General features: G+C 66.3%; 17 protein-coding genes. 9 read left to right on the top strand and 8 right to left on the bottom strand.

The features are described from left to right. The first annotated feature begins 181 nt into the window (after window positions 1–181). On the top strand, window positions 182–1,189 hold the full coding sequence (locus tag AB4Z27_RS02930) for a tripartite tricarboxylate transporter substrate binding protein (RefSeq protein ID WP_092300991.1): 1,008 nt from the start codon (window positions 182–184) through the stop codon (window positions 1,187–1,189). 3 nt (window positions 1,190–1,192) lie between these two features. Further along, a complete protein-coding gene (locus AB4Z27_RS02925) occupies window positions 1,193–2,038 on the top strand; it encodes a VOC family protein (protein ID WP_441592305.1) in 846 nt (281 codons plus the stop codon). 22 nt (window positions 2,039–2,060) lie between these two features. Here AB4Z27_RS02925 and dut read toward each other — a convergent pair whose 3' ends face one another. From dut to AB4Z27_RS02895, 6 genes are all read right to left on the bottom strand, one after another. Continuing rightward, window positions 2,061–2,558 carry a dUTP diphosphatase gene (gene dut, locus AB4Z27_RS02920; RefSeq protein ID WP_092300984.1) on the bottom strand — a complete coding sequence of 166 codons (498 nt, stop codon included), beginning with the start codon at window positions 2,556–2,558 and terminating at the stop codon, window positions 2,061–2,063. A gap of 84 nt (window positions 2,559–2,642) precedes the next feature. Further along, window positions 2,643–3,677 (bottom strand): LLM class flavin-dependent oxidoreductase, encoded by a 1,035-nt coding sequence (locus tag AB4Z27_RS02915; RefSeq protein WP_441643882.1) that lies wholly within the window; start codon window positions 3,675–3,677, stop codon window positions 2,643–2,645. A 12-nt stretch (window positions 3,678–3,689) separates the two neighbouring features. After that, window positions 3,690–4,889 carry a bifunctional phosphopantothenoylcysteine decarboxylase/phosphopantothenate--cysteine ligase CoaBC gene (gene coaBC / locus AB4Z27_RS02910; protein ID WP_441643881.1) on the bottom strand — a complete coding sequence of 400 codons (1,200 nt, stop codon included), beginning with the start codon at window positions 4,887–4,889 and terminating at the stop codon, window positions 3,690–3,692. Window positions 4,890–4,911: 22 nt separating this feature from the next. Next, on the bottom strand, window positions 4,912–5,454 hold the full coding sequence (lspA, locus tag AB4Z27_RS02905; RefSeq protein ID WP_092300975.1) for a signal peptidase II: 543 nt from the start codon (window positions 5,452–5,454) through the stop codon (window positions 4,912–4,914). Then, window positions 5,454–8,333, bottom strand: coding sequence for an isoleucine--tRNA ligase (ileS, locus tag AB4Z27_RS02900; protein ID WP_441592311.1), 2,880 nt, complete (start codon window positions 8,331–8,333; stop codon window positions 5,454–5,456). Before ileS ends, lspA begins: the two co-directional genes overlap by 1 nt. 113 nt (window positions 8,334–8,446) lie before the next feature. After that, window positions 8,447–9,445 (bottom strand): bifunctional riboflavin kinase/FAD synthetase, encoded by a 999-nt coding sequence (locus AB4Z27_RS02895; RefSeq protein WP_441592313.1) that lies wholly within the window; start codon window positions 9,443–9,445, stop codon window positions 8,447–8,449. 190 nt (window positions 9,446–9,635) lie between these two features. On the opposite strand from AB4Z27_RS02895, the gene AB4Z27_RS02890 reads away from it, so the two are divergent. Beyond that, complete coding sequence (locus AB4Z27_RS02890) at window positions 9,636–11,441, top strand: ATP-binding response regulator (protein ID WP_441592315.1); 1,806 nt, start codon at window positions 9,636–9,638, stop codon at window positions 11,439–11,441. A gap of 69 nt (window positions 11,442–11,510) precedes the next feature. On the opposite strand, the gene AB4Z27_RS02885 is transcribed toward AB4Z27_RS02890, so the two are convergent. Beyond that, window positions 11,511–12,170 (bottom strand): response regulator, encoded by a 660-nt coding sequence (locus AB4Z27_RS02885; RefSeq protein WP_092300966.1) that lies wholly within the window; start codon window positions 12,168–12,170, stop codon window positions 11,511–11,513. Between the two features lie 234 nt (window positions 12,171–12,404). On the opposite strand from AB4Z27_RS02885, the gene purN reads away from it, so the two are divergent. From purN to nadC, 6 genes are all read left to right on the top strand, one after another. Next, on the top strand, window positions 12,405–13,064 hold the full coding sequence (gene purN / locus AB4Z27_RS02880; RefSeq protein WP_092300963.1) for a phosphoribosylglycinamide formyltransferase: 660 nt from the start codon (window positions 12,405–12,407) through the stop codon (window positions 13,062–13,064). Then, on the top strand, window positions 13,061–14,461 hold the full coding sequence (locus AB4Z27_RS02875) for an RsmB/NOP family class I SAM-dependent RNA methyltransferase (protein ID WP_092300960.1): 1,401 nt from the start codon (window positions 13,061–13,063) through the stop codon (window positions 14,459–14,461). Before purN ends, AB4Z27_RS02875 begins: the two co-directional genes overlap by 4 nt. 12 nt (window positions 14,462–14,473) lie before the next feature. Next, window positions 14,474–15,787 carry a mechanosensitive ion channel family protein gene (locus tag AB4Z27_RS02870; protein WP_441643880.1) on the top strand — a complete coding sequence of 438 codons (1,314 nt, stop codon included), beginning with the start codon at window positions 14,474–14,476 and terminating at the stop codon, window positions 15,785–15,787. A gap of 302 nt (window positions 15,788–16,089) precedes the next feature. Next, window positions 16,090–17,280, top strand: coding sequence for a DesA family fatty acid desaturase (locus tag AB4Z27_RS02865; protein ID WP_092300954.1), 1,191 nt, complete (start codon window positions 16,090–16,092; stop codon window positions 17,278–17,280). Window positions 17,281–17,419: 139 nt separating this feature from the next. Further along, window positions 17,420–18,574 (top strand): quinolinate synthase NadA, encoded by a 1,155-nt coding sequence (nadA, locus tag AB4Z27_RS02860; protein WP_092300951.1) that lies wholly within the window; start codon window positions 17,420–17,422, stop codon window positions 18,572–18,574. Then, window positions 18,571–19,434 carry a carboxylating nicotinate-nucleotide diphosphorylase gene (gene nadC / locus AB4Z27_RS02855; RefSeq protein WP_441643879.1) on the top strand — a complete coding sequence of 288 codons (864 nt, stop codon included), beginning with the start codon at window positions 18,571–18,573 and terminating at the stop codon, window positions 19,432–19,434. Before nadA ends, nadC begins: the two co-directional genes overlap by 4 nt. A 58-nt stretch (window positions 19,435–19,492) precedes the next feature. Here the strand turns inward: nadC and nadB are convergent, their stop codons facing one another. Then, window positions 19,493–21,112 (bottom strand): L-aspartate oxidase, encoded by a 1,620-nt coding sequence (nadB, locus tag AB4Z27_RS02850; protein ID WP_092300945.1) that lies wholly within the window; start codon window positions 21,110–21,112, stop codon window positions 19,493–19,495. Window positions 21,113–21,259 lie beyond the last annotated feature (147 nt).

Here is a 21,259-nt window from a genome sequence, read left to right as displayed (position 1 = left end):
TGACGAGGCGTTGCGGGCCGGCCTCAGTGCCGGCCCGTTTGTTCCTGGATTGTTCCATTTCTGGGCGATCAACGATGCCCGCGCCAGCAACGTGGGCGATCATCGGGCAAAATAGAGGGTGGCGGCGTGCCGCCCTTTCTTTTTTGTACGCGGTCGGTTGACCGCCCAGCCTGAGTTATCGATGTCTTCTCCCGAACGCGCGCGGCTCCGCCGCCTGCTGCTCAAGACGCTGCCGATGGGGGCCATGCCCGCGTCCCTGGCGTCCTTCGCTGCCGTGACCCATGCCGACACCGGTATCGGCAACCGGCCGATTGCGATGGTGTTGCCGTTCCCACCGGGTGGCAGCGTGGACATCGTCGCGCGCCAGCTGCAACCGGGGCTGAAGACTGGCCTCGGCCAGACCGTCGTGGTCGACAACAAGCCCGGCGCGGGCGGCCTGATCGCCAGCAGCACCGTGGCGCGCGCCAAGCCGGACGGCACGACGCTGCTGATGGCGTTCGATACGCACGCGATCAACCCATTTGCGTACAAGAACCTCCCGTACGACACCTTCAAAGACTTCACGCCGATTACCCAGTTGGTGCGTTTTCCGCTGGTCATTGCCGCGAACCCGGGCGTGGGTGCATCGAACGTCAAGGAATTGATCGAGCTGGCCAAGGCCAAGCCGGGCGGCATCCGCTACGCCTCGTCGGGCATCGGCAGCCTGAATCAGCTTGCCGCCGAGGCGCTGGCCACCGAGGCSGGCGTGCAGTTCCTCCACGTGCCCTACAAGGGCGGCGGCCCTGCCGTGCAGGCCGTGCTGGCGGGCGAGGTGGACGTGTTCTTCAGCAGCTTCGCGGCAGTGCAGGCGCACGTCGCGGCCAAGACCATCAAGGTGCTTGGCGTGACTGGCACGAGCCGCATCCGCCAGTTGCCGCAGGTGCCGACCGTGGCCGAGCAGGGCTTCAAGGGCTTCGAGGCCTATTCGTGGATCGGCGTGTTCGGCCCGGCCGGCATGCAGCCCGCCACGGTGATGCGACTGCACGACGCGTTGGCGGAATCGATCCGTCAGCCCAAGGTGGTCGAGGCGCTGTCGGCACAGGGGTTCGAGATCGCCGTGGGTACGCCGGCGGACCTCGGCAACCTGGTGCGGCACGAGCACGACAAATGGCAGGCCGTGGCCCGCAAGGCCAATATCCAGTTCGAATAAGCGATGACGGCTGTCTCCGAACCGTTCGATCACGCCGTGGTGGTCTGCGGCGATCTTGATGCCGCCGCCGCCAATTGGCGTGCACTCGGCTTCACATTGACCCCGCGCGGCTATCACACGCTTGGTTCGCAGAACCACTGCATCATGCTGGCGCGCGATTATCTCGAGCTGCTCCACGTGACCGCGCCGAGCCCGAGCCGCCAGTATTACTGGGACGCCCAGCAGCGCGGCGACGGTTGCGCGGCGATGTCCTGCAAGAGTCGCGATGCGTTTGCCACGGCGGCACGACTGCGTGCGGCGGGCTACAAGACATCCGATCCGATCGAATTCTCTCGGCCGGTGCGGCTGGACGATGGTTCGGAGCATCCGGCCACCTTCCGCGTGACGGCCCTCGACGACGCCCCCGGCGCGCGTTACTTCGTCTGCGAGCACCGCACGCCCGAGCTGCTGTGGCGTCCGGAATGGCTGGCGCACGCAAACGGCGCCACCGCCATCGAGGCAGCCTACTTGGTTGTGGAAGCGGGGCAGGTGGGGGCGGCGGCTGCCGCCTATGTGGAGATCACGGCCGGCAAGCTGATTGCCGCCGATGATCGCGTCGCGCGCATCGCGGTGGATGGCGCCGAACTGGTTATCTCGACGGCCGACGCGCTCGCCGAGGTGACGGGTACGCTACAAATCACCGCCGAATCGACGGGCTATGCCGCGATCCGGCTCAGGACCTCGGATCTGGCGAAAGCGCGCACTTACTGGGGCACGCAGTCGATTGCCACCGTGGACCTTGGCCCGCAGGCCACACTGATCCCGGCGGCCAGCGCCAACGGCGTGGCGCTGATCTTCGCGCAGGCCTGATCGAGCCTTACAGGTTCGGCGCTCAGCCGGCCTTGGCGTGATGCACGCCGGTCGAGCCGAAGCCGCCCGCGCCGCGGGCGGTGTCCGCCGAGAACTCGGTCACGGTCGTGAATACGGGCCGCAGCACCGGCACGAACATCATCTGGGCGATGCGCTCGCCGGGCTGGATCACGATCGGCTCGGTGCCGGGCGCATTGCGATTCCACACACTCACCATGATTTGGCCTTGGTAATCGGCGTCGATCACCCCGATCGTATTGCCGAGCACGAGACCTTTCTTATGTCCCAGGCCCGAACGCGGCACGATGGTGGCGGCCATGTACGGATTGCCCATGTGCACGGCGATGCCGGCCGGCACCAGTTGCGCGGCGGTGCCGGGGGCGATGCTGACCGGGCCGTCCACGCAAGCATGCAGGTCGATGGCGGCGGCCATGTCGCTCTGGTAGGCCGGCAGGCCCCAGTCATTGAGGCGGGTGTCCAGGACCTTGATTTCRACGGCGGGGTTCAGGGGTGCGGTCATGTGCAAATCCGGGTAGTTGGCTCAGGAAAGAGCCAGGAAAGTATCTTAAGAAGGCGGGATGGGATGATACCGCGCGTGCGCGGCTCAGCCGRCCGACGCGCCGRAGAGGTCGAACGCCTCGGCGAGCAACTGGTAGGTGCGCAGCCGCGCCGCGTACGAAGCCGTCACGCTCAGCACCACCAGCTCATCGGCCGCGAAGCGCTCGCGCAACGCCAGCATGCGCTCGGCCACCACCTCGGGCGTGCCGCAGATGGTGCGCGGACGTTCGCGCTCGATGATCATGCGATCGCGCTCGCTCGGCGTGAAATCGGCCGCCTGGGCCAGCGAGGGGATCGGCGCGTTGACGCCATACGCCATCTGCAGGCGGCGGATGTCCACGGCGCGCTCCAGTTCTGCCGCTTCCGCCTCGGTATCGGCGCAGATCACGAAGACCGCCGCCGCGCTGTAGGGGGCATCCTCATAGCCGGGTTCGAAGCCGGCCCGGTACTGCTGCGCCACGGCGTGCCCGCCATGGGCATTGATGAAGTGGGCGAAGGCAAAGCGGAGGCCGAGCTTGGCGGCCAGCGCGCCGCCGAAATCGCTTGAGCCGAGCACCCAGAGTTCGGGCCGGGTGCCGATGGCCGGCTGCAGCAGCACGCCTTCGGCCACGTGGCCGGGCGGCACCTCGCCGCGCAGCAGCCAGGCCAGGTCCTGCACCTGCTGGGGAAACTGGTCGCCCCGGTTGTACTGGCCCATGGACACGGCCTGCGCCGTGCGCATGTCGCCGCCGGGCGCGCGGCCCACGCCCAGATCGATCCGGTTCGGGAACAGGCCTTCGAGCATGCGGAACTGCTCGGCCACCTTGAAGGGGCTGTAGTAGGGCAGCATCACGCCGCCCGAGCCGAGCCGGATACGGTTTGTCACACTGCCGAGCCGCGCCAGCATGACCTCGGGCGCCGGGTTGCACACGCCCTGCAGGCCATGGTGCTCGGCGCACCAGTAGCGGGTGTAGCCGAGGTCGTCGGCGAGTTGGGCCAGTTCGACGGTGGCGGCCAGCGCGTCGCGCGCGCTGTAGCCGGCAATCACCGGGCTCTGGTCGAGCACGGACAGGCGCAATTTGGGACGATTCACAGCAGTCATGCTTACGAAGGCTCAGACGGGTTTGCGCGGCAGGCGTTGGCCGATGGCGGCCACGAGGTCGCGTGCGAGCGAGAGCTTGTCCGCGCGCGGCAGCCGGGTCATGCCGCCCGCATCGAACAGCACGATCTCGTTGTCGTCCATACCGAAGGTGTGGTGGCCGATGTTGCCCACCAGCAGCGGCACGCCCTTGCGCTGGCGCTTCTGCTCGCCGTACTGCTCCAGGTTCTCGCTTTCGGCGGCGAACCCCACGCAATAGGGCGCATCGGCGCGCGCGGCCACGGCGGCCAGGATGTCCGGATTCTGGATGAACTGCAGCGTTGGCGTGTCGGTGTCGTTGGCCTTCTTGATCTTCTGCCGGGAGACCTCGGCGGGGCGCCAGTCGGCCACCGCTGCCACGGCGACGAAGACGTCGACATCACGCAACTGCGCCATCACCGTGTCGTGCATCTGCTGGGCGCTGCGCACGTCGGTGCGCACCACGCCGCGCGGCGTGTCCAGCGCGGTGGGGCCGGCCACGAGCAGGACATCGGCGCCGGCCTCGCGAGCGGCGCGGGCAATCGAGAAGCCCATCTTGCCCGACGACAGGTTGGTGATGCCGCGCACAGGATCGATCGCCTCGAAAGTCGGCCCAGCCGTGATCAGCACGCGCTTGCCGGCGAGCGGCTTGGGCTGGAAGAAGGCGACGAGATCCTCGACGATCTCCGCCGGTTCCAGCATCCGACCGTCGCCAATCTCGCCGCACGCCTGGTCGCCGGTGCCCGGGCCGAGGATCGCCACGCCGTCCGCGCGCAGTTGCGCGGCGTTGCGCTGCGTGGGCGCGGCGGCCCACATCTGGCGGTTCATCGCCGGCGCCACCAGTAGCGGGCATTCACGCGCGATGCAGAGCGTTGTCAGCAGATCGTCGCACAGGCCGTTGGCCACCTTGGCCAGGAAATCGGTGGAGGCTGGGGCGATCAGGATGGCATCGGCCTCGCGCGAGAGGTCGATGTGGGCCATGTTGTTATCGATGCGCGCGTCCCACTGCGACAGGAACACGGGTCGCCCCGAGAGCGCCTGCATGGTCACGGGCGTGATGAAGTGCGTTGCCGCCTCGGTCATCGCCACCTGCACGGTGGCCCCGGCCTTGGTCAGCAGGCGGACCAGCTCGGCCGACTTGTAGCAGGCGATGCCGCCGGTCAGGCCAAGGACGATGTGCTTGCCTCGCAGATCCATGGGTAGGCTCTCAGGGTTCCAGTCAGTGACGACGAACGCGTCGCAGTTCGTCCAGAATCAGCAGCACCGCGCCGACCGTGATGGCGCAATCGGCCACGTTGAACGCCGGGAAATGCATGTTGCGCCAGTGGAAGTCGAGGAAGTCGATCACATGGCCGTACAGCACGCGATCCACGACGTTGCCGATGGCGCCGCCCAGGATCAGGGACACCGCCAGGCAGAACAGCTTCTGTCCCGTATGGCGGTACAGCAGCCAGACGATGAACCCGCCCACCACCACGCCCAGCAGCGTGAAGAACCAGCGCTGCCAGCCGCCGGCATCGGCCAGGAAGCTGAACGCCGCGCCCTTGTTATAGACCAGCACGAGGTTGAAGAAGCGCGTGACCGGGCGCGACTCGCCGTACTGGAACGACCGCGTGATCAGGATCTTGAAGAACTGGTCGATCAGGACCACCAGCAGCGCGAAGGCCATCCAGAGCCACGGCGTGACGTTGGCACTGCCACGGCTCTTGGAGGTTTTGCGGGCCGGCGTGGCGCGCGTCGATCGGGTGGAGGACGATGCCATCAGGCGTGGCTCCTGTGTTCACCGGCGCCGAACAGGTTGCTGTCGCAGCGGCCGCAAAGGGTCGGATGTTCGGGGTTATGGCCCACATCGGCGCGGTAATGCCAGCAACGCTCGCACTTTGCGTGCGCCGACGGCGTGACTGTGACGAGCAGGTCGCCGCCTTCCGGCGCGGCCGTGACCTTGGCCGCAGAGGTCAGCAGCACGAAGCGCAGGTCGTCGTGCAGGCTTTGCAGGGCCTCCAGCACCGGGCCGCCGGCCGCGATCGTGACTTCGGCCTGCAGCGACGAGCCGATCTCGCCTTCCACACGCACCGACTCCAGCTGCTTGGTCACTTCCGCGCGCACGGCGCGGATTTCGTGCCACTTTTGCAGGAGATCGTCGGCGTTGTCGACGGCGGGCACCGCGTAGTACGTGCTCGTGAAGATGGTGTCCGTGTGCGCGGTGCCGTGGGCGAAGATCTGCCATGCTTCCTCGGCCGTGAACGACAGGAACGGCGCCATCCAGTGCAGCATGGCCTGGGTGATGTGATACAGCGCGTTCTGGGCGGCGCGGCGGGCCTGCGAGTCGGGCGCCGTGGTGTACAGGCGGTCCTTGAGCACGTCCAGGTAGAAGCCGCCCAGGTCTTCCGAGCAGAAGGTCTGGAGCTTGGCCACCACCGGGTGGAACTCGTACGCCTGGTAGTGCGACAGCACTTCCTTCTGCAGGCGGTCCGTCAGGGCCACGGCGTAGCGGTCGATCTCGAGCCATTCCGAGGCCGGCAGCGCATGCTTGGCGTGATCGTAGTCGGTCAGGTTCGACAGCAGGAATCGCAGCGTATTACGAATCCGGCGATAGCCTTCCACCACGCGCTTCAGGATTTCGTCCGAGATCGACAGTTCGCCGGAGTAGTCCGTGGAAGCCACCCACAGGCGGATGATCTCGGCACCCATCTTATTGGAGATGTCCTGCGGCGACACGGTGTTGCCGACCGATTTGGACATCTTGCGACCTTCGCCGTCCACGGTGAAGCCGTGGGTCAGCAGCGCCTTGTAGGGCGGCTTGCCGTACAGCATCGAGGCGGTCAGCAGCGACGAGTGGAACCAGCCGCGATGCTGGTCCGAGCCTTCGAGGTACAGGTCCGCCAGGCGGCCATCGGGCGTATCGGCGGACGGATCGTAGAGATCATCGCGGTGCGAGCCCCGGATCACGGTCCAATGCGTGGTGCCGGAGTCGAACCAGACGTCGAGCGTGTCGCGGTTCTTTTCGTAGACGGCGGCCTCATCGCTTAGCAATTCCTTCGGATCGAGCGCCTGCCAGGCCTCGATGCCGTGCTGCTCCACGCGCTGGGCGATCTGCTCCAGCAGCTCCGGCGTGCGCGGATGCAGGGCGCCCGTTTCCTTGTGGACGAAGAACGCCATCGGCACGCCCCATTGGCGCTGGCGCGAGAGCGTCCAGTCCGGGCGGTTGGCGATCATATTGTGCAGCCGCTGCTTGCCCCAGGCGGGGAAGAACTCGGTGGCCTCGATGCCGGCCAGCGCGGTTGCGCGCAGCGTGGGGCCGTTGTCGACCGGGTTCACGTCCATCCCCGCGAACCACTGCGAGGTGGCGCGGTAGATGATCGGCGTCTTGTGACGCCAGCAGTGCATGTAGCTGTGCTCGTACTTATGCGAGTTGAACAGGTTTCCAGACTCGCGCAGCACCTCCACGATCTTGGGGTTCGCGGCCCAGATCGACAGCCCGCCGAACAGCGGCAGCGTGCTGGCGTAGACGCCATCGCCCATCACCGGGCTGATGATGTCCGCGTCGGGCATGCCGTGCGCCTTGCACGACTGGAAGTCTTCCACGCCATAGGCCGGCGCCGAGTGGACGATGCCGGTACCGGTATCGGTGGTCACGTAGTCGCCGAGGTAGACCGGCGAGGTGCGCGCGTAGCCGGCATCGATCTTGGCCAGCGGGTGGTGGAAGCGGATTTCCGACAGCGCGTCGCCGCGCGCGGTGGCCACCACGCTGCCTTCCAGCGCGTAGGTCTTGAGCTGTTCCTCGACGCGGTCCTTGGCCAGGATCAGGAAGCCGCGCGGCGTGTCCACCAGCGCGTATTCCACTTCCGGGTGCATGTTCAGCGCCTGGTTGCTCGGGATGGTCCACGGCGTGGTGGTCCAGATCACCACCCAGCCGGGCTTGCCTTCGAGCTGCGCCACCGGCACGTGGAAGGCGTGCGCGAGCTTGTCGACTTCCGCGAACGGGAAGCCCACGTCGATCGACAGGTCGGTCTTGTCCTTGTACTCGACCTCAGCTTCGGCCAGCGCCGAACCGCAGTCGAAACACCAGTTCACGGGCTTCAGGCCACGGAACACGTAACCCTTCTCCATGATCTTGCCCAGCGCACGCAGCTCATCGGCTTCGTTGCTGAAGTTCATGGTCAGGTAGGGGTGGTCCCAGTCGCCCAGCACGCCCAGGCGCTCGAAGTCCACCTTCTGGCGGGCGATCTGTTCGGTGGCGTAGGCGCGGGCCTTGGCCTGCACTTCCTGCACCGGCAGGCCCTTGCCGAATTTCTTCTCGATCTGGATCTCGATCGGCATGCCGTGGCAGTCCCAGCCCGGCACATACACGGCGTCCAGCCCTGTCAGCCCGCGCGCCTTGATGATCATGTCCTTGAGGACCTTGTTCACGGCGTGGCCAATGTGGATGTCGCCGTTGGCATACGGGGGGCCATCGTGCAGCACGAACTTCTTCGCGCCCTTGCGCGCGGCGCGAATCTTCTTGTAGAGCTGCTTGTCCTGCCACTGCTTCACCCATTGCGGCTCGCGCTTGGGCAGGTCGCCACGCATGGGGAAGGGGGTATCCAGCAGGTTCACCGGATACTTGCTTTTCTCGGGCTTGGCGCGTTTCTCGTCGGACATGTTCGATTCTCGGGGCAATTCAGTGGGGCGCGGCGGGTGGAATGGCCGGCGCGCTGGTCATGGGGTACGGCGGGGCGGGTCCCGGCTGCTGCACCTTCGGCAGCGGCCGGCCGCTAGCTAATTCGGTCGGTGGCGGAGGTGGCGAAGTCGCGCCGGCCCGGGCCGGCCTCGGTGCCGCCGGGGGCGGCCAGGCCGAAGAAGGCGCGGGCGTCGAGGGTGTCCTGGGCGATGGCCGCCGTCAGGGCCTCGAGCGTGTCGAAGCGCGCTTCATCGCGCAGCTTCTTCATGAATTCCACGCGGACCAGCTTGCCGTAAAGGTTCTCGTTGAAGTCGAACAGATGCACTTCCAGCAGCACGCGGCCGGCATCCTCGACGGTGGGGCGCACGCCGATGCTGGCCACGCCGGGCAGCGGATGATCGGCCAGCCCGTGCACCTGCACCACGAAGATGCCGTTCACGGCGGGCCGCTTGTGCGAGATCTTGAGGTTCAGCGTCGGGAAACCGAGGTCGCGGCCGAGCTTGCGGCCGTGGATCACGTGGCCGCTGATGGCGTAGCCATGGCCCAGCAGGCGTCGGGCGTGTTCGAGGTCGCCATCGGCCAGCGCCTGCCGCACGGCCGAGCTGGAGATACGGATGCCGCCTTCGGAGACGGAGCCCATTTGCTCGACGTCGAAGCCGAACTGGCGGCCCGCTTCCTCAAGATAGGCAAAGTCGCCGGCGCGGCGGGCGCCGAAGCGGAAATCATCGCCCACCAGCACCCAGCGCGCGTGCAGCCCGTGCCAGAGCACGTTCTCGACGAAGGCTTGCGGAGACTGGGCGGCGAAATGGGCGTTGAAGTGCTCCACCACCACGCGGTCCACCCCGTTGCGGCGCAGGGCGTCGAGCTTGTCGCGCAACAGCGCGATGCGCGTGGGCGCGCGCTCGGGTGTGAAGAATTCGCGCGGATGCGGCTCGAACGTCATTACACAGAGCGGCAGGCCGCGGGCATCCGCGGCGGCGCGCGCGCGCGCGAGCAACGACTGGTGGCCGCGATGCACACCGTCGAAATTGCCGATGGTGAGCGCGCAGGGCGCCCGGCTTTCGGCGTTGGGCAGGCCGCGGAAGACTTTCACGAGGACGGCGGACTAAGCGTTTTGGGGAAAGGGGGCATTATAAGGCGAATGGGGCGGCTTGCCCCGCTTTGGGGGCGGACCGGGGCGGGCAGGGCGGCGCCTTGCCCGCAAGCGTTGACTTTGTGCGTCATCCGGCCCGCCAGGCGTGGCGCCCTCAGGCAAAAGGCGGCATGATATGCGCGACTCCGACATGCCACGGCCCCCTTTGAACGCGCTGCTCAACAAGATCTTGCCCCCGCCCGGGCCACAACTGGACACCGAGACGCGGGCCAAGCTGCTTGCCACGGTGCACCGCGTTTCGCCCACCGGCATCGCCGCGTCGGTCCTGCTACCGTGGCTGACCGCCGCTGCCTTCTGGAGCGAGGCCAACCACTTCGCCCTGCTGGCCTGGTGCGCGATCATGGCGGTCCTGACCGCCGGCGGCACCTGGTTCTACCTTGGCTACCAGCGCGACGCCGGCAGAATGAGCCGTTCGGCGCACACGCGCAAGTGGTGGAACCACATGCGCGCGATTGCCTTCCTCACCGGCCTGACCTGGGGCAGCTCCGCGCTGCTCCATCTGTATTCCAGCTCCGTGGTGTTCTCGAGCGTGCTGTACCTGCTCACGCTCGGCGTGCTGGCGGGCGGCGCCACCTCGCAGTCGCCTATCCCGTCGAACCTTGTCTTCGCGGGCGTCCCGATCCTCGTGCCGAATGTCTTGCTGGCCGATTTCGCCTTCCCGAACCATGGCGGCTACGTGCAGGTGCTGCTCGCCCTGTACGCGCTGATGCTGGCGCGGCACGCGCTGAACCTGCAGCAGACGCTGGTGCGCGCCATCCAGCTGGAGAGCGAAAGCCGCCGGCTGGCCAAGCAGTTCCAGGAGGAAAAGGAGCGCGCGCTCCACGCCAGCGAGGAGAAATCCCGCTTCCTGGCCGCTGCCAGCCACGACCTGCGCCAGCCCGTGCATGCGCTGGTCATGCTCGTGGAAGCGTTGCGTGCGCGCAACCAGTCGAGCTCGCTCCATCCGCTGGTGGAGCAGGTGGCGGCCGGCACGCAGACCATCGACCTGCTGTTCCGGTCCTTGCTCGACCTCTCCAAGCTCGAAGGCCGCAAGGTGCTGCCGACGCTGGAGCCTTGCGAGCTGAGTTCGCTGATCAACGATGTCATGAGCCAGTTCGCCGCCGATGCGCGCGACAGCGGCCTGACCCTGAGCCCGCGCGTGCCGAGCGAGCTGTACGCGATGGCCGAGCCGGTGCTGCTGCGCCGCGCGCTGTTCAACCTCGTGCAGAACGCGCTGCGCTATACCAAGCGCGGCGGCGTGCTGGTGACGGCGCGGCAGCGGCGCAAGCACATCCGGCTCGAAGTCTGGGACACCGGCGCCGGCATCACGCCCGAGCACCTGCCGGACATTTTCTCGCCGTATTACCAGGTCCATAACCCGCAGCGCGACCCCTCGCAGGGCCTGGGGCTGGGTCTGGCGATCTTCAAGGAATGCGTGCGGTTGATGCGCGGCACCTACGGCGTGCGCTCGGTGCCGGGCAAGGGCTCGGTGTTCTGGTTCGCGCTGGCGCCGGTGCCGGCGGAGACCATCGAAGCCGTGCGCGCCATGCGCGCCAACGTCCAGGCGCAGGAGGCCAAGCCGGAACGGCTGCGCGGCACCGTGCTCGTGGTGGACGACGACAGCCAGATCCGCAAGGCCTGGATCGCGCTGATGGAGGCGTGGGGCATCCGCGTGGCCTGCGCCGCCCATGGCGCCGAGGCCGACGCGCTGTTCGCCAAGGGGCTGAAGCCGGACATCATCTTCTGCGACCTGCGCCTGCCCGGCAGCGAAAACGGGCTGGACCTGCTCGAACGCTGGCAGACCACGCAGCCCCAGGCGCGCAGCGCGCTGCTGACCGGCGACCTGAAATCGGCGGCGCTCCAGGCGGCCGAGGAGGCGGGCTACTTCGTGCTGCCCAAGCCGGTGGACCCGAGCAACCTGCGCATGYTGCTGCGGCGCTGGCTCCATCCGGCCTGATCGCTGTTCTGCAATGCAAAACGCCACCGCTMGGGGGGTGGCGTTATTGCTTGAAGATCCTACGATGAATTACTGGCGAAGCCGGAACCGTTCCATGCGCGACATGACCTGCATCCGCGTGCGCACGCCCAGCCGTTGCAGAATGGCGGAGACGTGCTCCTTGACCGTATTCTCGGTGAGGCCCAGCTTGCGGGCGATGACCTTGTTCGGCAGTCCTTCCAGCACCAGCGCGAGCACCGAGCCCTGGCGCGGCGTCAGGCCCAGTTCGGCCGGCGTCACGGGAATGCCGTGGGCGGGGCCGAAGGACTGGGAGCGGCCGGAGAGCGCCTCGTCGGTCGGGAAGCTGGTATCGCCGGCCAGCACTTTGCGCACGGCGGCCGTGAACGCGTTGGCATCGAGGTGCTTGCCCACGAAGCCGCAGGCGGAGAGCGCCCGCGCGCGGCCCACGATCTCTGGCGTGGCCTCGGCGGACATGAAGATGAAGCGCGCGCTCGGGATCACGGTCTTGAATGCCAGCATGGCATCGAAGCCGGTACCGTCGTTCAGCCAGATATCGAGCAGCACGATATCGGGGCGCAATCCCTGGTTTAGCGAGTGGAGGGCTTCCTTGGCACTGCCCGCCGCGTGGACGGCGACATCGGGCATCACCTCCGCGAGAAATGCGGTGGTGCCTGAGAGGGCCATAGGATGATCATCGACCACCAACAAAGTCGGTGCAGCGTTCGACATGCGTATTCCCGTCTAATTTCCCGTCTCGTCCTTGTTGTCACCTACTTGCACAGTGGCGCGTGGACGTAGTGACCACTCTATCAGAGCGGGGGAGGCGTCACAATCCATCACACAGGGGTATATGCATCGTACTGGGCGCCGCGCGCCCGCTCCGGAGGCCGGTTTCGCGTGAATTAAGTACCTAATGTGCTCGCTTTGCAAGCGTTTGGACCACAGCTTGGTAGAATCGCGCCGATGAAAAATATTGTGATCCTGATTTCCGGGCGTGGCAGCAACATGGAAGCCATCGTCCGGGCCTGCGCCGCGGAGCAGTGGCCGGGGCGCGTGGCGGCGGTGCTATCGAACCGTCCCGACGCCAGCGGYCTGGCGTTTGCGGGGGAACACGGCATTGCCACGGGCGTGGTGGACCACAAGCAGTACCCCGATCGTGCCGGTTTCGATGCGGCGATGCGCGATGCCATCGACGCGCACCAGCCCGATCTCGTTGTGCTGGCGGGCTTCATGCGCATCCTGACGCCCGAATTCGTGGAGCATTACGCGGGCCGGATGCTGAATATCCACCCGTCGCTGCTGCCCAGTTTCCCGGGTCTCCATACCCATCGCCAGGCCCTTGAGGCCGGCGTCAAGTTTCACGGGGCGACAGTCCATTTCGTCACTCCGGAGCTCGATCATGGTCCGATCGTGCTGCAAGCAGCACTCGATGTTCTGCCTGGCGACACTCCCGAGTCGCTCGCCACGCGTTTGCTCGACTGCGAGCATGTGATGTATCCCCGCGCCGTCCGCTGGTTTGTGGAAGACCGTCTGCAGGTACGAGACGGCGTGGTTCAAGTTCAACCGGCCGAACCGCAGTGGTTCCTGGCCCTCTCCGCTCCGGCGGCAGGCATCTCTCAATGAGTCGTAATCCCGCAACACCTCAGGACAAAAGCCAGCGTTCGCGCGGCAGCAAAGGCAAGGGCAGCCCGATCCGCATGGCCCCCACGCCGCGCCCGCAAGGGGTGGATGGCGCACATGGACGCTCGGGTAGCCTGCAGGCTTTCCACCTGCAACACATCGAACGGCTGCTGGGCAAGGTGCTGCTGTTCGCACGCCCGGCCGACGCCGTGGTCAGCTACTACTTCCGCGAGAACGCGAAACTCGGTCATCGGGATCGCGGCATCATTGCCGAGGCGATCTATGCAGTGTTGCGCCGACGCGTCGAATTCGGCCAATTCGCCGAAAGTGGCACCGGTGCGGCCACCCGCCGACTGGGCCTGCTGGGCCTCGCCGCGACGCTGGGCCGCGATGTCCTGAGCCCGTTCCTTTACCCGGATGAAGCCGAGTGGCTGGACCGTCTGACGACGATCGAGCGCTCCAGCCTCTCGCCGCGCGTGCGGGCGAACCTGCCGGAATGGCTCTACGACGACCTCGTCGCGCACCATGGCGAAGCCTTCACCACCGCCCTCGGCGATGCGTGGCTGCGTCCCGCGCCGCTGGATCTGCGCGTGAACACGGCCAAGATCTCCCGCGAAGAAGCGCTGGCCGAACTGGAAACGGCTGGCATCGCCGCCGAAGTCGCCCCGATGTCGCCCGCCGGCATCCGCCTCAAGGGCAAGCCCGCGCTGAACCAGTTGCCGCTGTTTATCAACGGCGGCGTGGAAGTGCAGGACGAAGGCAGCCAACTGCTGTGCCACCTCGTGGCGCCCAAGCGTGGCGAGATGGTTGTGGATTTCTGCGCCGGCGCGGGTGGCAAGACGCTGTCGCTGGGCGCCGCCATGCGCTCGACCGGCCGGCTCTACGCCTTCGACGTCTCCGAGAAGCGTCTGGCCAACCTGAAGCCGCGCCTGGCGCGCAGCGGGCTGTCGAACGTCCATCCGGTGCTGATCGATTCCGAACGCGACGCCAAGATCAAGCGTCTGGCTGGCAAGATCGACCGCGTACTGGTGGATGCGCCTTGCAGCGGCCTCGGCACCCTGCGCCGCAACCCGGACCTGAAGTGGCGCCAGTCGCCGGAGTCGGTGGTTGAGCTGACCGCGAAGCAGTCGGCCATCCTTGACTCGGCGGCCCGCCTGGTGAAGGGCGGCGGACGAGTCGTATATGCGACTTGCAGCGTGCTGGAAGCTGAAAACGAGGCAATCGTCCGCGATTTCCTGGCAACCCACGAGAATTTCCGCCTCGTGCCGGTGGCTGAAGTGCTGGCCGAGCAAAAGATCGAAGTGCCCCAGTTGCCGGCAGAAGGCGGCATGTTGGCGCTGTTTCCGCATATCCATCAGACCGATGGCTTCTTCGCGGCGGTGTTGGAACGCACCCGATAAGCCCCGGCGCCCATGGAGCATTCCGGATTTGGCAAGATGCTGGACGACCTGCTCCGCGATGCAGGCGGGCCGGGCTTCTTCTGGCAGCTTGGGGTGCTGGCCGCCTGCCTGGTGGTGGCATGGCCGCTCGCGCGCCATGTGACCCGCCGGCTGGAAGCGCGCTACGAATCCTCGAGTTTCTCGCTCCGGCTGGCCGCCGTCAGCCTTGAGCGGGCGATGTTTCCGCTGATTGGCTGGCTGCTGGTCCTGGCCGCGCGCTTCGCGCTGGCGCCGTTCCTGTCGATCAGCGTGCTGCGGCTGGCGCTGGTGCCGCTGTTCGGCATCACCTCGCTTTATGTCGGYTTCTATATCCTGCGGCGCATATTGTCGGGCAACGGGCAGTTGCACGGCATGCTGGTGCTGGTGGAGAAGGTGCTGACCACGGTGGTCTGGCTCGGCATGGCGCTGTACGTGCTGGGCGTGCTGTCCGACGTGATGGCGTGGATGCATGCGGTGCGCTTCTCGATCGGCGGCAAGCACGACGTCAGCCTGGCCAGCACGCTGATGGCCGTGGTCTGGATTCTGCTGACCGTGCTCGCGGCGATGTGGTTTGGCTCGTGGCTCGAGGAGCGGTTGATGCGCGCGCCGAGCCTGGATTCGAACCTGAAGGTGGTGCTTACGCGCATCGCCAAGGCGTTGCTGCTGCTGGTGTCGCTGCTGCTGAGCCTGTCGCTGGTCGGCATCGATCTGACCGTGCTGTCGGTATTCGGCGGCGCGCTGGGCGTGGGCCTCGGCCTGGGCCTGCAGAAGATTGCCAGCAACTACATCTCGGGCTTCATCATYCTGCTGGACCGCTCGGTCAAGCTCGGCGACCAGATCACGGTGGACAAGTACACCGGCATCGTCTCGCAGATCCGCACCCGCTACACCGTGGTGCGTAATGGTGACGGCGAGACGCTGGTGCCGAATGAGCAACTTGTCGCCCAATCGGTGCAGAACCATTCGTTTTCAGGGACAAATGTGCGCGTAGCGACACGCGTGCAGGCCGACTACGCCGCCGACCCCGAAACGGTGATCACGCTGCTCCAGGATTGCGTGCGCGGCCTGCCGCGTGTGCTGCCCGAGCCGGCCCCGGCTGCGTTTCTTGTCATGTTTGCGGACAGCGGCATCGAGTACGAGGTGGCGGTCAACATTGCCGACCCGCAAAACGGCAAGCTCGGGGTGCAATCGGCGATGAATCGTGCTATTTGGCGCACTTTCCGCGAACATGGCATCGCGATCCCGTATCCCCAGCGGGAGATGCGCGTGCTGGCATCCCAGGCGGCGCCTGCGCCACCCCTCGCATGAAAGGGGAACGAAAGCCATAGGGGGCACTCAAAGTCGGGGAAATAGCGGATGTTCGAGTGGCGCCGATCCGGTAGAATACCGGGTTGACGCGCGCTTGCAGAGCAAGCCGCAGCCCCACACAAAACAGCCGCCAGATTGCAGCGGCTCGTGCCTTCGCCCGGCTCCCATACTGTTTCGACAGGTTGCGCCAGGCGCCAGTAATAATCGCAATCGCCTGATTTCGCAGTCTTTTTTCTGCGCGTTCGCCGTGCCGCACCATTGTGCCGCGCTGCAAGACCTTCGATTCACAGACGGAGAACAGTTTGTTCGACTCAATTCTTGACTGGGCCGCCAACGGCCTTGCCAACTGGTCCTGGTGGGAGATCGTGATCTTCACCCTCGTGGTGACGCATATCACGATCGCCGGCGTGACCATTTTCCTGCACCGCTGCATGGCGCACCGGTCGCTGGACCTGCACCCTATTGCGCAACACTTCTTCCGCTTTTGGCTCTGGCTGACGACGGGCATGGTGACCAAGGAATGGACCGCCATCCACCGCAAGCACCACGCCAAGTGCGAGACCGAGGACGATCCGCACAGCCCGCAGACCCGCGGCATCCGCAAGGTGCTGCTGGAAGGCGCGGAGCTGTATCGCGAGGAAGCCAAGAACAAGGAAACCGTCGCCAAGTTCGGCCATGGCACGCCTGACGACTGGGTCGAGCGCAACGTGTACTCGCGCTTCGCCTGGCAGGGCGTTGGCCTGATGCTGATCATCGACGTGGCGCTGTTCGGCGTGATCGGCCTGTCGGTCTGGGCCGTGCAGATGCTCTGGATCCCGATCCACGCGGCCGGCATCATCAACGGCCTGGGCCACTGGTGGGGCTATCGCAACTACGATTGCGAGGATGCTTCGACCAACGTGTCGCCGTGGGGCTTTATCATCGGCGGCGAAGAGCTGCACAACAACCACCACACGTATCCGACGTCGGCCAAGTTCTCGATCAAGTGGTACGAGATCGATGTGGGCTGGTGGTACATCCGTGCGATGCAGTCCGTGGGCCTGGCCAAGGTCAAGAAGACCCCGCCCAAGGCGCGTCTGGTGGATGCCCGCCCGGTGGACCACAACACGCTGGAAGCGATCATCGCCAACCGCTACGACGTTATGGCGCGCTACGCCAAGGCCGTGAAGAGCGCATACAACGAGGAACTGGAGAAGCTGAAGGAAGGCCGTGCGGCCGACTACAGCCACTTCAAGCTCGCCCGCAAGTGGTTCCATCGCGAGGAAGGCAAGCTGGCCGCGCCGCAGCGCCAGCAACTGGCCAGCATCGTCGAGCAGAACAAGGCGCTGCATACCTTCGTGGAAATGCGCCGCGAACTCGCCGCGATCTGGGGTCGTTCGAGCCTCACACGCGAGCAGCTGCTCCAGCAACTGCAGGCGTGGTGCCATCGCGCCGAAGCCAGCGGAATCCAGGCCCTGCAAGAGTTTTCGCTGCGCCTGCGCCGGTACGCCTGATACAATTCTCGTCGCGCCCGCATGGTAAAAGCCCCGCCCCTGGCGGGGCTTTTCTTTTCGCTACACTCCCCCATGTCCAGGTCAGACCGCGTGCTTCCAAGCGCGGCGGCCCACGGGTGCCCCGAGGAGTACTGCTGAGATGACCCCACAAACGATCAAGTCCATCGAGTTCGAGAAACCGAACCTGACGGATACCGAAAGCGCAGCCGGCGGCAGTTGCGTGGCCCATGCCTGGGCCAAGGTACCGCCCGCGCTGACCCCCGACGAGCGCCAGGCACTCAAGGCCCGCATCCGCAAGCTGCTCAAGGAGCGCAACGCGGTGCTCGTGGCGCACTATTACGTCGATGCCGACCTGCAGGACCTGGCCGAGGAAACCGGCGGCTGCGTGTCGGACTCGCTGGAAATGGCGCGCTTCGGCCGCGATCATGCGGCTCAGACGCTGGTCGTGGCCGGCGTGCGCTTCATGGGCGAGACCGCCAAGATCCTGAGCCCCGAGAAGACCATCCTGATGCCGGACCTCGACGCCACGTGCTCGCTGGACCTGGGCTGCCCGGCTGACGAATTCTCGGCATTCTGCGACGCCCACCCGGATCGCACGGTGGTGGTCTATGCCAATACCAGTGCGGCCGTGAAGGCCCGTGCGGATTGGATGGTGACGTCGAGCATCGGCCTGAAAATCGTCGAACATCTACACGCGCGCGGCGAGAAAATTCTTTGGGCACCGGACAAGCACCTCGGCGGCTACATCCAGAAGGAAACCGGCGCCGACATGCTGCTGTGGCAGGGCTCCTGCCTGGTGCATGACGAGTTCAAAGGCATCGAGCTGGACCTGCTGCGCAAGGACTATCCGAATGCCAAGATCCTGGTGCACCCGGAATCCCCGGCCAATGTGGTGGCGCAGGCGGACGTGGTGGGTTCCACGAGCCAACTGATCGCGGCGGCCCAGCACCTCGACGCCAACGAGTTCATCGTGGCCACCGACAACGGCATCCTGCACAAGATGCGGATGGCCGCGCCGGGCAAGCACTTCATCGAGGCTCCCACGGCCGGCAACAGCGCCACCTGCAAGAGCTGCGCGCATTGCCCGTGGATGGCCATGAATGCGCTGACCAATCTGGCCGAAGTGCTGGAAACGGGGCGCAACGAGATCCAAGTGGACCCGATCATCGGCCAGCGCGCCGTTACCTGCATTGATCGGATGCTCAACTTCGCCGCGCAGCAGAAGGCCAATGTGCGGCCGGCCAGCGATCTGGCCCAGACSGGCGCGCTGTTCCAGGGAGTGGGCCCGGCATGACTGTGAATTCCGTGTTCGATAGTTACGGCCCGGCGCTGCCCGCGGCGCTGGCAGCCAACGTGCAGGCCGCGATTGCCGAGGATGTGGGCACCGGCGACCTGACGGGCCTGCTGATTCCGGCCGACAAACCCGTGCAGGCGCGCGTGATCGTGCGCGAGAGCGCGGTGCTGTGCGGCCAGCCCTGGTTTGAGGCGTGTATGGCGGCCGTCGATGCGCGGCTCCAGGTGCGCTGGCTCAAGGAGGAGGGCGCGCGGATGGCCCCCGATGATGTGGTGTGCGAGATTGCCGGCCCGGCCCGTGCGCTGCTGACGGCGGAGCGGCCATCGCTGAACTTCCTGCAACTGCTGTCCGGCGTGGCCACGGCCACCCGGCGCTATGCGGATCTGATTGCCGGCACGCGGGCCCGCGTGCTCGACACCCGCAAGACGCTGCCCGGCCTGCGCCTGGCGCAGAAGTACGCGGTGCGCATCGGCGGCGGCGAGAATCAGCGGCTGGCGCTCTATGACGGCATCCTGATCAAGGAAAACCATATCGCGGCGGCGGGCAGCATCACGGCGGCCATGCAGGCTGCGCTGGCGCTGGGCACGGACGCCTCGGTGCAGATCGAGGTGGAGTCAATCGCCGAACTGGAAGAGGCACTCGCTGCCGGCGCCAAATCGGTCCTGATCGACAACTTTACGGTGCCGATGATGCGCGAAGCGGTGGAAATCAACCGTGGTCGGGCGCTGCTGGAGGTGTCGGGCGGCGTCAATGCCGAGTCGATTCGGGAATTCGCCGAAACGGGCGTGGACCGGATCTCGGTGGGCGCGCTGACCAAGGATGTGCGCGCGACCGACTATTCGCTGCGGATCGTTGGGTAACGCGCAAAGCGCATCGCAAAAGGGAAGGGGCCGTATCGGCCCCTTTTTCACGTCTGTTTTACGACTTTTGCTTGTTCTGTCGATGCTGCGCCGCGCGGCCCAGCAGCGGCTGGAGCACGGTCGGCAACGCCTTGGGCAGCGTGTCGGGGTAGTCGCGGCTGAAGTGGAGGCCCCGGCTTTCGTGGCGCGAGTACGCGCTGTCGACGATCAGTGCCGCCACTTCGACCAGATTGCGCAGTTCCAGCAGGTCGCGCGTGACGCGGAAGTTGGCGTAGTACTCGGCAATTTCCTCGCGTAACAGACCAATCCGGTGCTGGGCGCGCTCGAGGCGCTTGTCCGTGCGGACGATGCCGACGTAGTTCCACATCATGCGGCGCAGTTCGTCCCAGTTGTGGGACACCACCACTTCCTCGTCCGCATCGGCCACGCGGCTGGCATCCCAGGCGGGCAGGCTGATATCCGGCGCGCCGGCCTTGTCCTGCCGGGCGATGTCCTCGGCGGCTGCGCGACCGATCACCATGCATTCGAGCAGCGAGTTGGAGGCCAGCCGGTTTGCGCCGTGCAGGCCGGTGCAGGCGGTCTCGCCCACGGCATAGAGGTTCGACAGGTCCGTGCGACCCGCAGTGTCGGTCACCACGCCGCCGCACGTGTAGTGGGCGGCCGGTACCACGGGAATCGGCTCGCGGGTGATATCGATGCCCAACTCCAGGCAACGTGCGTAGATCGTCGGGAAATGTTCCTTCAGGAACGCTTCCGGCTGGTGCGTGATGTCGAGGTAGACGCAGTCGAGGCCGCGCTTCTTCATCTCGAAGTCGATCGCGCGCGCCACCACGTCGCGCGGTGCCAGTTCGGCACGCGGATCGTGGTCGGGCATGAAGCGGGTGCCGTCGGGCAACTTCAGCAGGCCACCTTCGCCACGTACCGCCTCGGAAATCAGGAACGACTTGGCGTAGGGGTGGTAGAGGCAGGTCGGGTGGAACTGGATAAATTCCATGTTCGACACCCGGCAGCCGGCGCGCCACGCCATGGCGATGCCGTCGCCGGTTGCGGTGTCGGGGTTGGTCGTATAGAGATAGACCTTGCCCGCGCCGCCGGCGGCCAGCACCGTGTGGGTGGCCGTGATGGTACGCACGGCGCCCGTGGTGTCGTCGAGCACATAGAGGCCGTAGCAGCGGTTGCCTGGCAGGCCGAGCTTGGTGGCCGTGATCAGGTCGATCGCGAAGTGGTCCTCGATGATCGTGATGTTCGGGTGCTGGCGTGCCTGCTCGGTCAGCGTGGTGACCACGGCGTGGCCCGTGGCGTCCGCCGCGTGGATGATGCGGCGCCGGCTGTGGCCGCCTTCGCGCGTCAGGTGGAAGCCCAGTTCTGCCTGGGCATCGCGGGTGAAGGGCACGCCCCGGTCGATCAGCCACTGGATGGCCTCGCGTCCATGCTCCACGATGTAGCGCGTCGCGCCTTCGTCGCACAGGCCGGCGCCGGCGACCAGCGTGTCCTGCGTGTGTTCGTCGTGGCTGTCGCCGGAGTCGAGCACTGCGGCGATGCCGCCCTGGGCCCAGTCGCTGGCGCCATGCGTCATGGCGCGCTTGCTGAGGATGACAACCCGGTGGCTATCGGCCAGTTGCAGCGCGACGGTGAGGCCGGCCAGCCCGCTGCCGACGATCGCGACGTCGAAGTTCATGGTGCAGGGTTCGCGCGGAGCGAATGCGCGTCAGGGAAAGCTGGAAAGTGTACACCCGCATACCGGTTCGCGGACGCCCCAGCCCTTGCCGCATAAGGGTTTGCGGTCAATAAAAACGGGCAACAAAAAACCCCGCGAAGCGAGGTG

Origin of the sequence: Cupriavidus sp. KB_39, assembly GCF_052114485.1 — a bacterium.
In the GTDB taxonomy this organism is placed as follows: domain Bacteria; phylum Pseudomonadota; class Gammaproteobacteria; order Burkholderiales; family Burkholderiaceae; genus Cupriavidus.
Note: the sequence above shows the minus strand (reverse complement) of the source record. Positions and strands in the feature narration are given on the sequence as shown.

Bases quoted from the DNA above. Each gene is read 5' to 3' on its own strand.
- AB4Z27_RS02925 (WP_441592305.1), top strand. From the start codon at position 1,193: ATGACGGCTGTCTCCGAACCGTTCGATCACGCCGTGGTGGTCTGCGGC.
- coaBC (WP_441643881.1), bottom strand. From the start codon at position 4,889: ATGGATCTGCGAGGCAAGCACATCGTCCTTGGCCTGACCGGCGGCATC.
- lspA (WP_092300975.1), bottom strand. From the start codon at position 5,454: ATGGCATCGTCCTCCACCCGATCGACGCGCGCCACGCCGGCCCGCAAA.
- ileS (WP_441592311.1), bottom strand. From the start codon at position 8,333: ATGTCCGACGAGAAACGCGCCAAGCCCGAGAAAAGCAAGTATCCGGTG.
- AB4Z27_RS02885 (WP_092300966.1), bottom strand. From the start codon at position 12,170: ATGTCGAACGCTGCACCGACTTTGTTGGTGGTCGATGATCATCCTATG.
- AB4Z27_RS02875 (WP_092300960.1), top strand. From the start codon at position 13,061: ATGAGTCGTAATCCCGCAACACCTCAGGACAAAAGCCAGCGTTCGCGC.
- nadC (WP_441643879.1), top strand. From the start codon at position 18,571: ATGACTGTGAATTCCGTGTTCGATAGTTACGGCCCGGCGCTGCCCGCG.
- nadB (WP_092300945.1), bottom strand. From the start codon at position 21,112: ATGAACTTCGACGTCGCGATCGTCGGCAGCGGGCTGGCCGGCCTCACC.